This window comes from Streptomyces sp. WM4235, assembly GCF_001279725.1.
Classification (GTDB): domain Bacteria; phylum Actinomycetota; class Actinomycetes; order Streptomycetales; family Streptomycetaceae; genus Streptomyces.
In genome coordinates, this window is sequence record NZ_LGDE01000008.1 from 1 (window position 1) to 15,129 (window position 15,129).

Consider the following 15,129-nt stretch of genomic DNA (forward strand, 5'->3'; position numbering starts at 1 on the left):
CTCCGTAACCGTGCCCCCGTCCCCAACCCCGGCCAGAAACGTCGTGACACCCACGCGTGGCCCCCCTTCGGCCCCCGCGGCAAGGCCGAGATCGCGAGCGAAACCGAGAGGGAGCCTCGTGGCGCCACCTCGGCCCCCGGCTGGGGGGCACTGCCTCCGCTTTGCGGAGCCGAATTCGCGGGATCCACAACCCGCGACGCGGACCACCCGCGCCGTGGAGCCGAGGGGGCGCCGGCTTCGGCGGCCAGGCGGAAGGAGTGGGCGTAGTAGCGCTGGGCGAGGCGGCGGAGTTCGGGGGTGTCGCCTTCGTCCTGGGCCATCCAGCCGGCGAGGTGGGCGAGCTGGGAGGTGGCGGCGGACAGGTCGCGGCCGGCAGTCTCCGTGAAGCGGCCTTCCAGCCAGCGGGGCGACGTCCTGGGTGGTGAGGTGGCGGACGGCCAGGTGGCGAGCGTGGCCGCCGCCGAGTTCGGAGGCCGAGTCGCCTGCGTCCCCCGACGCGGACGCCCCGAAGACGTGTCAGCCCTGGTGGCGTTCCCTGTCGGGCCGTCCGCCTCGCTTGTCACCGGGCAATCGTCCACGTCGATGGCGGCCGGCTGCTGCACTGAGACCATCAACAAGCAAGGAGACAGAGCGAAATGATCGAACGAGTCCGAGCCGTCCTCGTCACCGCGGACGACACGATGCTGGTCATCCGCCGCACCAAGCCCGGACTCCCCGTGTACTGGGTGCTGCCCGGCGGCGGGGTGGAGGAGGGCGACGAGTCCCGGGAGGCCGCGCTGCACCGTGAGATCCACGAGGAGATCGCGGGGAAGGCCGACATCGGCCGCCTCCTGCACACCATGGAGTCCGACAAGGAGCGTCAGCTCTTCTACGTCGCCCGCATCGCGACGTGGTCCTTCGAAGACCGTACCGGCCCCGAGTTCAGCGCCGAGGGCCGCGGCGAATACGCGCTGGAAGAGATCCCGCTGACCGTGGAGGGGCTCGACAGCATCGACCTCAAGCCCGAGGAGATCGCCCACGTTCTGCGGGGCGTCTTCGGTGCCGGCATGCTCGGGGCTTTGGTTTAGGACGGGTGCAGGGGCCCGGCGAGGGGTGTGTGAGACTCCCCTTCTGACCAACCGGGGTGGGGGCTTTCCTTGCGCGCACGCATGAGACCGTCGATGACGTCCAGGATGTCCGTGACTGCCACGAGGGCCCTGGCCTGCGCGATCCGGCTTGCAGTCGCTCCGTTGGCCGGCTGCACGGCCGACGGCTCCGCGTCTCAGGCGCAGGACGTCGATCGGAGCACCGTGGACCGCGAGCTGCAGGCGGCGATCCGCAAGGCCGGCCTCGACCCGGCGAAGGGCAAGACCACCGGCGTGCCGAACGGGATCCCGAATCCGAGTTCCGCCGGCTGGGTCGCGGTTCTCGCCACCCCCGAAGCGGAGCGGGCCCTGCCGAAGATCGCGGCGGAGCTGGAGCGTCTGGGCTGGCACCCGGACCCCGACGGCTCGCATCCCCTCAGCTACGAGAAGTCGGACTGGTCCCTGGTGGGGCGCAGTGCGGCGGAGGCCGACGCGGTCACCCTTGCTCCCGGCGAGAGCCTCCTCACCCTGGCGGCGACAGACTTCGGCGGCTAGTCGAACGACCATGTGGACATGCCACCGGGGAAACGCTGAAACGCGTTGCCCCGGCGGCGTTGGTCACGTGTGCGTGCGGTTCAAGGGAGCGCTGGGTCATGGTGACTACCAGTGCAGCGAGCCGGCGGAGCGCCAGGAGTTCCGCACCCGTGCCGCCCCGCGCCTGCGCCCACTCGAAACCGGCTGCTGGGACGCCTCGCCAGAAGGGACCGGCCTCGTTGAGGCCGTGCCCGTGCCCGTGCTTTGGCATCGGCAGCTACCCCTTGCTGTGCGGTGGGTCGATGCCCGACTTTCGGATGGCGAATTCATGCACTCTCGCCGCCCTGTCGCGCAGTTCAGGCGAACCGCGTCTCACGATTTCGCCGCGACGGCCCGCTTGTGCGGTGCAGCAGGGGAATTGGGTCGAGGTAGTCCGGGTTGTTGGGGCACGCGGAGGGCACGGTAAAGACTGAGGGGTTATAGACAACGAAGAAGGCCCAGGTCGTTGACCTGGGCCTTCTTTAAAGAGCGGATGACGGGAATCGAACCCGCGCTATAAGCTTGGGAATCTACTGCGCAGAGCGCGTCACTACCACACCTGACCTGCAAAAATGGGCGCTGCCGGGCTCCTCTGGGGAGCCCTTCTCAGCCCGCATGTGACCGCTGTTGACCGTCCCTCAGGGCACGGGCGGGGCACGCCCTCCACGATGGCGCACCAACGCAAGACCTAATCGGTCCAACTGCCTGCCACTGCAGTTCTCGACAGCTGGATGGCTACTCAGATTGCTTCCGAAGTGCGTGATGGCCAACTCGCCACACGCTGCCGACCAGCTTCCCGTCAGGGGGTTACCTGGACGGCGCCCCTTGCAGGGGTAGGGGTAGGGGGATCGTTGTCCGCGACCACGACCTGCAACGGGTCGGTGGTGATGCCCGTGTCGACCCGGGTGGTGTCAAGAAGTCCACGAAGCTGCTGCAAAGCTGTGCGCCCGAAAGCCAAGGTCGTTCCGACGGCTCTGACAGCGCCGATGCGCCGCACCCTGCGCACGCACCACACCGGATGCTCCTCGCACGCTCTTTTCGCTCGATTCCGAGCCTGATTCCCTGATCGGGCAGGCACTCGGATTCGACCAAGAGGTGGGGTATGGAGCGCGCGATCCAGGGGACAGCACAGCGCCACACGTATGACATTGGCGCGTGGCCTCCCGCCCGCTTTCTCGGCAGCCTGTCGGGGCCGACCCGAGAGAAACTGCTGAGCATCGGTTCCCCGCAGCAGTATCCGCCTGGCGAGAGGATCCTGGTGGAAGGGACACCGGGCGACTACTTGGTACTCCTTACGACCGGCTACGTGAAGGTCACCGGAAAGCTTGCCAACGGGCATGAAGCCCTGATCGCCATCCGGGTCGGCGGAGACGTGGTCGGAGAGATGGCCGTGATCGACGACGTGCCCAGGTCGGCCACCGTGACGGCCTACGACGACGTCGAGGCGCACGTTGTTCACGGTCGCGCAATGCGGAGCTTCCTTGAGAAGTGTCCCGAGGCCGCCATGCAGATCGTGCGGCTCAGCAACCGCCGACTGCGAAGGGCGAACTCCTGGCGCATTGCCTTCGGCGACTTCACGGTCCGCGTACGGCTGGCCCGCATCCTCGTCGAACTCGCTGAGGCCTACGGCAAGACCCTCGGCTCGCACACCCTCATCTGCGTCGACCTCACGCAGGCAGAGCTGGCTGAGCTCATCGGATCGAAGAAGAGGGCGGTGCAGCAGACGCTGACAGGCTTCCGTGCCGCGGGGATCGTCCGGACCAGCAGGCGACAAACGGAGGTGATCAAGCTGGACCGACTACGCGCGATCGGTCTCCTCCCGTCGATCGGTCACCGACAGGGCCCACCAACCCGCATTTTTGCGGCTTGCTCCGAATCTCCGGTCCATAGGACGCACAGTTGGCGTCCAGCACAGCCAACTACCCCACTCATCGAGTAGGTGATCGTCACATGACGTCGCATCCGACTGTCCGGGCCTGGGACCAACCCCGGCCTGACGACAACCGGCGCCTCTGCCTGGCGGCAGACATCGAGCAGTACAGCCGCTTCGATACCCCGGGCCAGCGGACGGCGCAGGCGCAACTAGCCCGGGTGTTAAGGGTGGCAGCCGAACGTAGCGGGCTGGACCACGGCAAGTGGTCCACCCAGCCGCAGGGCGACATGGAGTTCGCGGTCCTCCCGCTAGGCGTTTCCGAGCAGCTGGTGCTGGGCGAGTTCGTTACCCACCTGACGGCCGAGCTCGGTTGCTACAACGCCACCCGTCGCCCCGCCGGTCGGATGCGGCTTCGGCTGGCCATCGACACCGGCGTGGCTTCCACCGCCGCCCTGGGGTTCTCCGGCCCCGCACCGATCGCTGTGGCCCGCTACCTGAATGCACCCGAGGTGAAGCGGGCCCTGGCGGCTGCCGGGTCGGCCAGCCTAGTCGTGGTGATCTCCGACCGGCTCTACCAGGACGTGGTGCGCTCGCGGTCCCAGGGCCTCGATCCGGTGCAGTACCGCCGCATCCACGTGCAGCAGAAGGAGTTTGCCGGGTACGGCTGGGTCCGGTTGCCCGGTGTGGACCCGCAGGACGTGCGGGAGCCCTGGCTGGGTGCGCCGGAGGAAGGGCCGCAGCCCCTGGCGCGAGCGACGGAGTCGGAACAGCCGAGCTTCGTGCAGCACGACGTTCACGGCACCGCCATCCAAGGTGTGATCCACGGGTCCATCGTCCACGGGGTGGTGCCCGGCGGGGCCGGCCGATGAGTGACGACCCACCCTCCGGAGGTTGCACATCCTGCGGGAACGCGGTGGGAGCCAACCGACAGCAGGGCGCCCGGGGCATCTCCGTCCAGGGCCGGACCGGCGACGTGCACTACTACGCCGCGGCCTGCCACCACTCATCCGCCGCGAGCGCGCGGTGGCGAACGGCCGGCTTCTCGCCGGTCCCCTACGAGACGCTGCGCGAGGAGTTGTACCGGATCGTCCGGACCTGCTCGCGCATCGTGGACGGCCTGCGTGACGACACCGAGGATTCGGGAGGTTCACCATGGGACTGATTCCCTACAACCGGGTGTTCGACGTGCTGGAGCACCGGTTCCGGCTCGCCGAACTGCCCTTTCCCGTCGCCGCGGCCGACGGCCCGGCCAGGCTCTCCGCCCTGGCGGCCCGCCGGGCGCTGTACGGCAGGTCGGCGGACCCGTGGCTCCGCGAGGAGATCTGGCGCGGGGCCGTCGACGCGGCGCAGGGTGACACCGGTGCGGGCGGATCTGACCGGCTGCTGGCGCTATGGCTTGCCCTGCCCGCGATGCGGCGCACCCTCTATCGGATTGCGATCCGGTGGTCGATCGACCGACGAGAGCTCGAATCCGAGTCCCTTCTTGCGCTGTTGACAGCACTCGAAGACGTGGACCCGCAGACGCAGGAGGCGGGTCGGGCACTGCTGCGCCCCGCCATCAACCGGGTCTGGGCGTTCGCCCGGGCCCGCACCCGGGAGCGACCGGTGGCTGATATCGCGGCGCTGGCCACCGCACACCTCTCTGTGGAGGCCCCTTCGGAGTCGCCGGTCAGCGACTGGCTCGATGGATGGGAGCTGCGCGTGTCACCGCCTGCCCGACCTGACGGCCTGTCGGCGACAGTGCGGTTCAGCGTCGCACCGGATCGGCTGGAGAGCTTCCGGCTGGGAGCACTGGCAGGCCACTTGGGCCTTGGGGAGATCGTGCACCGGGCGCGGCGCCCCAGCGAGGGCAGCCGAATCGGCACCCTGTCGCTACGTCCGGCAGGAGGACGGCGATGACGCCACGCTCCAGTACCTGGCTGTCGTTCGGCGAGGCGTTCGACCTGCCGCTGGTCGTCGACCTGCGCACCGCCGCCCGTGCGCTCGGGCTCTGCCCCGCTACTGCGTACAAGCTCATTCGCCAGAGCGGTTTCCCCTGCCCGGTCCTACGTCTCGGGTGGCAGTACCGGATCCCCACCGCAGACCTCCTTCGGGCGCTCGGGATCGAGGAACGCCCTGTCTATCCGGCTGATCTGCGAGCTGGCACCGAGCTCGCGGAACAGCGCGATCGTGTAACAGAGTTCGACACGGAGGACTACTCATGAGCGTCGTGGCCGTCGCTGACCCGAAGCCCGAGGAGGTGCCGATGACGACTTGCTTCGTCATCGCGCCCATCGGCAACGAGCATGCTCCAGACGGGAGTCCGGAACTCCTGGCATTCGAGGAGAACCTCGAGATCTACGAGAAGGTGATCCTGCCCGCCTGCGCCAGGCACGGCATCGTACCAATCAGGGCGGATGGGATCGCCGACACGGGTGAGATCACAGAGCAGATCTGCCGCCACGTGCTGCAGGACGACATCGTGATCGCCGACCTTACCGGGGGAAATGCCAATGTGACCTACGAGCTCGGGATCCGGCACCTGACCGGCAAGCCCATCATCCACATCGGCGAGAACGGGCAGCTGCCGTTCGACCTCTCGCTGATCCGGACGATCATGTTCAAGCGCAGCCGAAACGGGCTGGTCAGGGCGAAGCGGGACCTGGAAAATGCACTGAAGGGTGCCCTGGAGAACCGGTTCGAGCCATTGACGCCGGCCCGGATCCTCTTCGGGCTGCCAGCGGCGCCGCCGGCAGCAACTGTGGCCGAGGCGGAGCCGGACGATCCGGACGCCCCCGGACTGATCGACCGGTTCGCCCGGGTGGAGGCACAGGCGGAGGCGATCAGCGAGACCACGGAGGCGATCGCCGGGTTCATGGCGGTGATCGCCGAGTCTGCCGTGCAGATCGGTCCCGTGATGGAGCGGGCCTCCCAGCCCGGGGCACCGATGAGCGCGTGGCTACCGGCGATGACCGAGTTGGCCAAGGCGATGGCCCAGCCGGCCTCCGGTCTCCGGGAATCGTGCACCCGTTTCGCCGGGCAGATGGTGGAGATGGACGCGGCGGTCCAAACGGCGTTCGATGTCATCGAGGCGATGCCACCCGAGCAACGCGTCGGTTCGCCGACCGGCTTCCTGGAGCAGATGATCAGTACCGCCGAGTCCACCCACGAGGTGGTCGGGGCGCTCGGCGAGGTCGAGGTGGGTATGCGGTGGCTGGTGAAGATGAGTCGGGAGCTGCGGGTGCCGGGCCGGGACCTCACGGCCGCGGTCAAGCAAGTCAGCGGTGTGATGACCCGGATCGCGGACTGGGAGCGTCGGGCCCGCGCACTGATCTGACCGCGAGGCTGGTGGCTCCCCATCTCTCGCTCCACTGTGGCCCAGTGCCTGAACCGGGCGTACCCGGTCGCGGCGATCGGTCCACCGGGAATCCCGCACCTAGTCACTTGCACTCGGTGTGCGAGCGTCAAAGGAAGTCGGCAGCGTGTTGAGCGCGAGGGCGCTGGCTGAGGGACAGAAAGCCGCTAAGCAGGCCCAGCAAGGACCAAGCGGTGCGCAAGTGGTGCGGGACTCCTGAACAGGTATAGACAACAAAGAAGGCCCAGGTCGTTGACCTGGGCCTTCTTTAAAGAGCGGATGACGGGAATCGAACCCGCGCTATAAGCTTGGGAAGCTCATGTTCTACCATTAAACTACATCCGCACGGGGGTCCATTTGTCCGGAGCCGTATCGTTGCACACTCTACCTCATGATCGACCCCCGGTGAATCTGCCGCGGGGTCGTCGTTGCGTGTGGGGTACAGCAAGGCGCGTACGAGGGGGAGTTGGGGCGTACCGTACGGGTTCGGAGCGGCGGCTGGAGCGGGTCCCGGTCATCCCTTAATGTGGCGATTCGTCGCAGTACGGCTGGTTGGGGAAAGGGACTCGATGGAGCACACCGTCGTCCGTTGTGCCGAAGGGCATGTATTCAGCACCGCTTCGTTTCCGCTGCAGCACCTCGGTGCCGGACGGATCGGACCTGGGCGGCTGCTGCGGTGCCCGCGGTGTGCGCGGCTGAGGCATGCCGTGCCCGTCGGCGGCGCAAAGCGTTAGTCGCGGAGGTCGCGGAGGTCGCGGAGGTCGCGGAGGTCGCGGAGGTCGCGGAGGTCGCGGAGGTCGCGGAGGTCGCGGAGGTCGCGGGGTCGGCGACCTCGCGGGGTCGCGGGGCGTCGGCAGGCGCGCGGGGGGCCGCTCTCGATTGGGGGTGGCCCGTGCGCACTGCGTATCCTCGGGGCGTGCTTCTCTCTGACAAAGACATCCGGGCCGAGATCGACAGCGGACGGGTTCGCATCGACCCGTTCGACGAGTCGATGGTGCAGCCCTCCAGCATCGATGTACGTCTCGACCGGTTCTTCCGGGTCTTCGAGAACCACCGGTACGCGCACATCGACCCCGCCACCGAGCAGTCGGATCTGACTCGGATGGTCGAGCCGGACGGGGACGAGGCGTTCATCCTCCACCCGGGCGAGTTCGTGCTCGCCTCCACGTACGAGGTCATCTCGCTGCCCGACGACATCGCCTCCCGGCTGGAGGGGAAGTCCAGTCTGGGGCGCCTCGGTCTGGTGACGCATTCGACGGCCGGGTTCATCGACCCCGGGTTCTCCGGGCACGTGACGCTGGAGCTGTCGAACCTCGCGACGCTGCCGATCAAGCTGTGGCCGGGCATGAAGATCGGGCAGCTGTGCCTGTTCCGGCTCAGCTCCCCCGCGGAGTTCCCGTACGGGAGCGAGCGGTACGGATCCCGTTACCAGGGGCAGCGCGGCCCGACCGCCTCGCGCTCCTTCCAGAACTTCCACCGCACCCAGGTGAGGCACGAGGCATGAGCGACGTACGCGAGAACCTGAACTACGAGGGTTTCGGTCGCGCCGTGCGCGAGCTGGCGCAGACCATCGCCGACGACGGCTACGAGCCGGACATCATCCTGAGCATCGCCCGCGGCGGCGTGTTCGTGGCCGGCGGTCTGGCCTACGCGCTCGACTGCAAGAACATCCACCTCGTCAACGTGGAGTTCTACACGGGCGTGGGGACCACCCTGGAGATGCCGGTCATGCTGGCACCGGTGCCCGAGGCGATCGACTTCACGAACAAGAAGGTCCTCATCGCCGATGACGTGGCCGACACCGGGAAGACGCTCAAGCTCGTCCACGACTTCTGCCTCGGCCATGTCGCCGAGGTGCGCTCCGCGGTCATCTACGAGAAGTCGCACTCGCTCGTGAAGTGCGAGTACGTGTGGAAGAAGACCGACGAGTGGATCAACTTCCCGTGGTCGGTCGAGCCGCCCGTGGTCAAGCGCGAGGGCCAGGTCCTCGACGCCTGACACCTGGCGTCGTGAGGCGGCGCGCAGGTGTGATCGCGGGGTCGGGCGGACAGCGCCCGGCCCCGTCGTCGTGTGGCCCCGGCGTGATGTCGCCCCGTCGCCCCGTCGCCGTGTCGCCGTGTCGTCCCGAGGTCCGTCCTTCCCGTTCCTCCCCGTCCTCCCCGCCCTCCCCGTCCGACAGTCCCTGGGAGAGTCATGCACACCACCACCGCCCCCTTCACGCTGCGGGCGTGGAAGGAGGGCGAGGGGTACGAGCGCCGCACGGGCTGGCACGGCACCTCGACGGAGTTCGGCGAGATCACGGTGCTCCACCCGAAGGCCGCCTTCGCCGACACCCTCACGAGCGAGGTGCGCGGCGGCCGCATCCCCTCCGCGCGGTTCTCGGCGAGCGGGCTCCACACGCAGGTCATGACCCGGCCGAGCCTGAACGGCGCGCGACTGACCGTCGCCGACGCCACGGTGTACATGACGAGGAACCGGTGGGCGCTGACGCACCGGGGCCGCTCGCTGCGCCTGAGGTGCATGGGGGACTCGTACCGGCTGACCGCGGTCGGCCGCAAGGAGTACGAGCTGACCAGGGAGCGGGACTCCGAGGACCCCGGCGCCACCGTCCGCGTCCGGCAGTCCGGCATGGGCAAGGGGAGGCGGTTGACGATCAGCGTCTCGGGCCGGGCCCTCGGGACCGACATCACGCTCGCGGCGCTCTTCGGCGCGGTCGACCGTGCCGTCCTCACCCGGCGCGGCGCCGTAAGGGCCGGGTTCGCGCGGGCCTTCGGCTTCTACGGGGAGAGCGCCCACTGACCGCGAGCGCCCTCCACGAGCGCCGACCGCGTACGAAGCCGCTTACGTGACCGCGGGCGCCGACCGCGTACGAAGGGGCCCGGCGTGCGGTGTGCGCGCCGGGCCCCTTCGCTCGCTCGTACCGGGTACGGCTGTCAGATCGTGCCCAGCTTGATGATGGACAGCAGGGCGATCAGCTGGATCGCGGAGGCGCCCAGCGCCTTCGGCCACGGCAAGTCGTGCGACTTGCTCACCAGCGAGGTGAACAGCGCGCCGGCGGCCAGCCACGTGACCCAGCCCAGGACCTGGACGACGATGTTGTCGCCGCCGAGGAAGATCGCGAACAGCAGGCGCGGGGCGTCGGTGACGGACATGACCAGCATCGACAGGCCGACCGTCGGCTGCCACGCGCCGTCGCCGCCCAGTTGGCGGGCCAACGTGTGCGTGACCGCGCCCAGGATCATGCCGCAGAGCACGAACGCCACGGCGGCGCTGAGGACGACCGGGACGGCGTTGGCCAGGGTGGCCTTGATGACGTCCTCGCGGGTGTCGTCGAGGCCGAAGACCGCGAGGAGACCGTAGATGAAGGTCACGATCAGCGCCGGACCCCATACGGGGTAGTCGCGCATCTGGAGGAACGTCGGTCCCGGCCGCATCACGATGCCGCGCAGGAGCTCCTTCCAGGGCAGCCGCGGACCGGCCGGGGCCGCCGCGCCCGCGTGGTACGTCGCGCCCTGGTTGTACGGGTCCTCGCCGATGGAGAAGGCCTGGGTGAAGCCCGGGTTGTTCGCGTACGAGGGCTCGTGCGGAGGTTGCTGCTGCCCGTGGTGCGGCTGCTGCTGTTGTCCGTACGGGTCGAAGTACTCGGGCTCGCCGTGGTCCCCGTGGGCGCCCTGCTGAGGCCACTGCTGCTGCGGTGGCGGCCCGCCGGCAGGCGGGTAGGGCTGTCGGCCGTACGGTGCCTGCGGCGATTGCCGCTGACCGTACGGCTGCTGCCGCGGGGGTTGCGGGGGTTGTTGCGGGGTGCGGTTGTTGTCCCGGCCGCGTCCGATCCTGAATCCAGCCACGTGATCGAAAGTACCTGCTCCGGCGGGTGATGGTGGTCGGGCGGCCGGAACAGGGGGCCTTTGCGGCTGACCTGTGACATCCCCTAGGGGAACCCCGGGGGGTTCTCCCCACCCCTGGGGTCGGTGGGGTTTACGTGGCTGAGGGGCAGTCTGCGGAGGTTCGTTACGTTCTCTACTGAATGCGGAGATATGGGACCCGTAGCTTCGTGAGGGTCGTCGCCACGCACCACGCACCACGCACCACGCCTCACGGACGTGGAACGAGCACGGAAAGAGCCCCCCATGCGCAGCCCCCGACCCGCCGGCCCCCGACCCGCCGGCCGCCGTACCGCCTTCCGTACCACCGCCGTCCTCGCCGGCGCGACCGCCGTCCTGGCGCTCCCGGTGGGGGCCGCCTTCGCGGACTCGCCGGCGGCCCCGCGACCGCGGGTGCTGCCCGGTGTGGAACAGCCCGCCGTGGACCGGCCGATCACCCCGCCCACCGCGCCGTCCACGAAGCCGGCCCGCGGGTACGTCACCACCGCCAGGCTGGCGGACGGGTCGGCGGCCAAGATCTACGAGATCGGCGTCGGCCACGTCGAGGCGGATGTCTTCGCCGGCTCCACCAAGCTGGGCACGCTGGCCGGCAGGGACGGACGGCCCGCGTACGGGCAGTACAACGGCCTGCACATCACCCTCTACCCGAACGGCACCGTGAGCTCGTGGATCGAGGACGCGCCGAAGCCGAAGCCGCAGCCCAAGCCGCAGCCCAAGCCCAAGCCGAAGCCCGAGGTCGTGCAGGAGAGCGCCGCGCGGATCGTCATGCCGGACGGGAACGTCGCGGAGGCGGTGTACGGCGCGCACGGCGAGCGCGTGGACCTGTCCACGGCGAACGGGTACCGGCTGGGCACGATCGACCTGAAGGACCCGAACGCGCTGAACGACGGCTGGATGTACAAGCTCGTTCGGGACGGCCGGGACGGCCGGCACGTGAAGTTCGTCGTCATCGACGGCAAGAACGGTGGCAACAGCTGGGTGTACGACTTCGACAGCGGCAGGCTGATCGAGCGGTACACGGTCGCGACCGGCAAGTAGACCGCCACGGGCGCCGCCGGGAAACGACGGAACGGCCGGTCCCCCGAGTGGGGGCCGGCCGTTCCTGTGGGTGTACCTACGCCTACTTGGCAGCCTCGGGCTTCGCCTCTTCCGCCGCGGGCTCGGCGTCGCCCTTCTCGGCGGGCTTCGCGTCGGCCTTCGTGTCGGCGTCCGTCTCGCCCTTCGCCGCGGCCTCGGCCTCGACCTCGACCTCGGGCTCGGACGCCACCGGCGCCTCGGGCTTCGTCTCGGCCTCGGCCTGCTCCGGCTTCGCCTCGGCCTCAGGCGCGGACGCCTCCGGCTTCGCCTCGGCCTGCTCCGGCTCAGCCTCAGCCTCGGCCTCGACGGCTGCTTCCGCCGCCTCCGCTTCCTCGGCGGCCTTGGCTTCGGCCTCGGCCTTCGCCTTGGCTTCCGCCTCCGCCTTCGCCTTGGCTTCCGCCTTCGCGGCGGCCTCGGCCTTCGCAGCCGCCTTCGCCGCCGCTTCCGCCTCTTCCACGGCGAGCGCCTCCGCCGCGAGTTCCTCCGCCGTCGGGCCCGGTGCCTTCACCGATTCCAGCAGCAGCTGCGCCACGTCGACGACCTGGACGGATTCCTTCGCCTGGCCGTCGTTCTTCTTGCCGTTGACCGAGTCGGTCAGCATCACCAGGCAGAACGGGCACGCCGTCGACACGATGTCCGGGTTCAGGGACAGGGCCTCGTCGACACGCTCGTTGTTGATGCGCTTGCCGATCCGCTCCTCCATCCACATCCGCGCGCCACCGGCGCCACAGCAGAAGCCCCGCTCCTTGTGGCGGTGCATCTCCTGCTGGCGCAGCCCCGGAACGGCCGACATGATCTCGCGCGGCGGCGTGTAGACCTTGTTGTGCCGACCCAGGTAGCAGGGGTCGTGGTAGGTGATGAGGCCGTCCACCGGCGTGACCGGCGTCAGTCGGCCCTCGTCGAGCAGGTGCTGGAGCAGCTGCGTGTGGTGGATGACCTCGTACTCGCCGCCCAGCTGCGGGTACTCGTTCGCGATGGTGTTGAAGCAGTGCGGGCAGGTGGAGACGATCCGCTTCGCCGACTTCGGCTTCTTGGTGGACTCGTCCTCGTCGTCCTCGCCGAAGGCCATGTTGAGCATGGCCACGTTCTCCTGGGCGAGCTGCTGGAACAGCGGCTCGTTGCCCAGGCGGCGCGGGGAGTCACCGGTGCACTTCTCGTCGCCGCCCATGATCGCGAACTTGACGCCCGCCATGTTCAGCAGCTCCGCGAAGGCCTTCGTGGTCTTCTTCGCCCGGTCCTCCAGGGCGCCGGCGCAGCCGACCCAGTAGAGGTAGTCGTACTCGGAGAGGTCCTCCGCGTCCTTGCCGATGATCGGGACCTCGAAGTCCACCTCCTTGGTCCACTCGACGCGCTGCTTCTTCGCGAGGCCCCAGGGGTTGCCCTTCTTCTCCAGGTTCTTGAGCATCGTGCCCGCCTCCGACGGGAACGCGCTCTCGATCATCACCTGGTAGCGCCGCATGTCGACGATGTGGTCGATGTGCTCGATGTCGACCGGGCACTGCTCGACGCACGCGCCGCACGTGGTGCAGGACCACAGCACGTCCGGGTCGATGACGCCGTTCTCCTCGGCCGTGCCGATCAGGGGGCGCTCGGCCTCCGCGAGGGCGGCCGCCGGAACGTCCTTGAGCTGCTCCGCCGTCGCCTTCTCGTTGCCCTCCATGTCCTTGCCGCCACCGGCGAGCAGGTAGGGGGCCTTGGCGTGCGCGTGGTCGCGCAGCGACATGATCAGGAGCTTCGGGGACAGCGGCTTGCCGGTGTTCCAGGCGGGGCACTGCGACTGGCAGCGACCGCACTCGGTGCACGTGGAGAAGTCGAGGATGCCCTTCCAGGAGAACTGCTCGACCTGGGAGACGCCGAAGACGTCGTCCTCGCCCGGGTCCTCGAAGTCGATCTCCTTGCCGCCGCTCGTCATCGGCTTCAGCTCGCCGAGCGCGACCGCGCCGTCGGCGTTCCGCTTGAACCAGATGTTCGGGAAGCCGAGGAAGCGGTGCCAGGCCACACCCATGTTGGTGTTGAGCGAGACGACGATCATCCAGATCAGCGAGGTGCCGATCTTGATCATCGCGGTGAAGTAGATGAGCGTCTGGAGCGTGTCGACCGAGAGGCCCTTGAAGGCCAGCACCAGCGGGTACGACAGGAAGTACGCCGGCTCGTAGTGGTCGACGTGGTGGATCGCACCTTCGAGGCCGCGCAGCGTCAGGATCGCGAGGCCGATGGTGAGGATGATGTACTCGACGAAGTACGCCTGCCAGGCCTTCGAGCCCGTGAAGCGCGACTTGCGACCGGCCCGCGAGGGAAGGTTGACCAGGCGGATGCCCATCAGCACGAGGATGCCGAGGATCGTCATCACGCCGATGAATTCGATGTACAGCTCGAACGGCAGGAAGCCGCCGATGATCGGCAGCGTCCAGTCGGCCTGGAAGAGCTGGCCGTAGGCCTGCGCCAGGGTCGGAGGCAGCGTCAGGAAGCCGATGGCGACGAACCAGTGGGCGAATCCGACGATGCCCCAGCGGTTCATGCGGCTGTGGCCGAGGAACTCCCTGACCAGGGTGATCGTTCGCGCTTTCGGGTTGTCCGTGCGGCTGCCCGCCGGCACGGGTTGGCCGAGTTTCACGAACCGGTAGATCTGCGCCACGGCTCGGGCGAGCAGCGCGACGCCGACCACGGTCAGGACCAGCGACACGATGATCGCGGCGAGTTGCATGGGAGGGCTCCTCGGGCGGGACTTACTAAGCGGTAACTTATTGAGTCAAGGCTTGAGGTTACCCAGTTCCCGCGCCGCAATGTAGGTGAGCGAGCGGTGATCTGTGTCGCTCAGGCATGCCTCTGTAGACAGGCGGCCCGAGGCGTCTGCGCGAGGATCGCGAGATCCATCCCCAGCCAATGGCTCTCCACATAGTGCCGGTCCAAGAGGGCCATCTCCTCCCAGGGGAGGTCGGAGCGCTCGCTGACTTGCCACAATCCGGTCATTCCGGGGCGTACGAAGAGTCGTTCGGGCCGGTCGGTGCCCGCCTCGGGGCGCGGTCCGACCAGCGACATCTCGCCCCGCAGCACGTTCAGCAGCTGCGGCAGCGCGTCCAGGCCGCACCGCTCCACCATCGCGCCCGGCCGGCCGGTGTCCCGCGTCCGCAGTCGCCAGGTCCGGAACTCCCGCCCGCCCCGCCCGAGCGCGGGTTCCCGTACGAGGACCCCGCGCCGGCCCGCGTACAGCAGCCCCGCGGCGGCGAGCAGCGGCAGGGCGAACACCCCGAGCAGGATCGCCGCGCCGACGAGGTCGACCACCCGCTTGGCGGACAGGTCGGGGCGGGGGAGGGGGGGCAGGGGGGG

At 68.9% G+C, this 15,129-nt stretch carries 14 protein-coding genes, 1 tRNA gene and 2 pseudogenes; 12 read left to right on the forward strand and 5 right to left on the reverse strand.

The window, feature by feature from the left end:
• Window positions 1–230: 230 nt before the first annotated feature.
• Window positions 231–483 (reverse strand): annotated as a pseudogene (locus ADK55_RS39445) (tetratricopeptide repeat protein); the annotation flags it as partial.
• Window positions 484–635: 152 nt separating this feature from the next.
• Here ADK55_RS39445 and ADK55_RS02120 point away from each other — a divergent pair.
• From ADK55_RS02120 to ADK55_RS02155, 8 genes are all read left to right on the forward strand, one after another.
• Window positions 636–1,067 carry an NUDIX hydrolase gene (locus ADK55_RS02120; RefSeq protein WP_053675406.1) on the forward strand — a complete coding sequence of 144 codons (432 nt, stop codon included), beginning with the start codon at window positions 636–638 and terminating at the stop codon, window positions 1,065–1,067.
• Between the two features lie 111 nt (window positions 1,068–1,178).
• Complete coding sequence (locus tag ADK55_RS02125) at window positions 1,179–1,619, forward strand: hypothetical protein (protein ID WP_159041251.1); 441 nt, start codon at window positions 1,179–1,181, stop codon at window positions 1,617–1,619.
• Window positions 1,620–2,739: 1,120 nt separating this feature from the next.
• On the forward strand, window positions 2,740–3,576 hold the full coding sequence (locus tag ADK55_RS02130; RefSeq protein ID WP_053675410.1) for a Crp/Fnr family transcriptional regulator: 837 nt from the start codon (window positions 2,740–2,742) through the stop codon (window positions 3,574–3,576).
• Between the two features lie 161 nt (window positions 3,577–3,737).
• Window positions 3,738–4,379, forward strand: a complete 642-nt coding sequence (locus ADK55_RS02135) for a hypothetical protein (RefSeq protein ID WP_234349852.1) — start codon at window positions 3,738–3,740, stop codon at window positions 4,377–4,379.
• Between the two features lie 44 nt (window positions 4,380–4,423).
• Window positions 4,424–4,672: a hypothetical protein gene (locus ADK55_RS02140; protein WP_053675414.1), complete on the forward strand. Its 249-nt coding sequence runs from the start codon at window positions 4,424–4,426 to the stop codon at window positions 4,670–4,672.
• On the forward strand, window positions 4,663–5,409 hold the full coding sequence (locus tag ADK55_RS02145) for a hypothetical protein (protein WP_053675416.1): 747 nt from the start codon (window positions 4,663–4,665) through the stop codon (window positions 5,407–5,409). The genes ADK55_RS02140 and ADK55_RS02145 overlap by 10 nt, the downstream gene beginning before the upstream one ends.
• Entirely contained in the window at window positions 5,406–5,714 is a 309-nt protein-coding gene (locus ADK55_RS02150; RefSeq protein WP_053675418.1) for a helix-turn-helix domain-containing protein, read from the forward strand. Before ADK55_RS02145 ends, ADK55_RS02150 begins: the two co-directional genes overlap by 4 nt.
• Window positions 5,711–6,826, forward strand: a complete 1,116-nt coding sequence (locus tag ADK55_RS02155) for a hypothetical protein (RefSeq protein WP_053675420.1) — start codon at window positions 5,711–5,713, stop codon at window positions 6,824–6,826. Before ADK55_RS02150 ends, ADK55_RS02155 begins: the two co-directional genes overlap by 4 nt.
• Window positions 6,827–7,118: 292 nt before the next feature.
• Here the strand turns inward: ADK55_RS02155 and ADK55_RS02160 are convergent.
• Window positions 7,119–7,189 (reverse strand) — tRNA-Gly (locus ADK55_RS02160).
• 571 nt (window positions 7,190–7,760) lie between these two features.
• Here ADK55_RS02160 and dcd point away from each other — a divergent pair.
• From dcd to ADK55_RS02175, 3 genes are all read left to right on the forward strand, one after another.
• Window positions 7,761–8,348: a dCTP deaminase gene (dcd, locus tag ADK55_RS02165; RefSeq protein ID WP_053675430.1), complete on the forward strand. Its 588-nt coding sequence runs from the start codon at window positions 7,761–7,763 to the stop codon at window positions 8,346–8,348.
• The gene (locus ADK55_RS02170) at window positions 8,345–8,842 is read left to right on the forward strand and encodes a phosphoribosyltransferase (protein ID WP_053675422.1); all 498 of its coding nucleotides are present in this window, start codon (window positions 8,345–8,347) and stop codon (window positions 8,840–8,842) included. The genes dcd and ADK55_RS02170 overlap by 4 nt, the downstream gene beginning before the upstream one ends.
• Window positions 8,843–9,037: 195 nt before the next feature.
• A complete protein-coding gene (locus ADK55_RS02175) occupies window positions 9,038–9,643 on the forward strand; it encodes a hypothetical protein (RefSeq protein WP_053675424.1) in 606 nt (201 codons plus the stop codon).
• 134 nt (window positions 9,644–9,777) lie between these two features.
• On the opposite strand, the gene ADK55_RS02180 is transcribed toward ADK55_RS02175, so the two are convergent.
• Window positions 9,778–10,689, reverse strand: coding sequence for a Yip1 family protein (locus ADK55_RS02180; protein ID WP_053675426.1), 912 nt, complete (start codon window positions 10,687–10,689; stop codon window positions 9,778–9,780).
• A gap of 282 nt (window positions 10,690–10,971) precedes the next feature.
• Between ADK55_RS02180 and ADK55_RS02185 the strand changes: the two genes are divergently transcribed.
• Window positions 10,972–11,763 carry a hypothetical protein gene (locus ADK55_RS02185; protein WP_053675428.1) on the forward strand — a complete coding sequence of 264 codons (792 nt, stop codon included), beginning with the start codon at window positions 10,972–10,974 and terminating at the stop codon, window positions 11,761–11,763.
• Between the two features lie 520 nt (window positions 11,764–12,283).
• Here ADK55_RS02185 and ADK55_RS02190 read toward each other — a convergent pair.
• Window positions 12,284–14,506, reverse strand: a pseudogene (locus tag ADK55_RS02190) (heterodisulfide reductase-related iron-sulfur binding cluster); the annotation flags it as partial.
• A gap of 110 nt (window positions 14,507–14,616) precedes the next feature.
• Window positions 14,617–15,129: sugar transferase (locus tag ADK55_RS02195; protein ID WP_420713587.1), on the reverse strand; the 513-nt coding region annotated here is incomplete at its 5' end.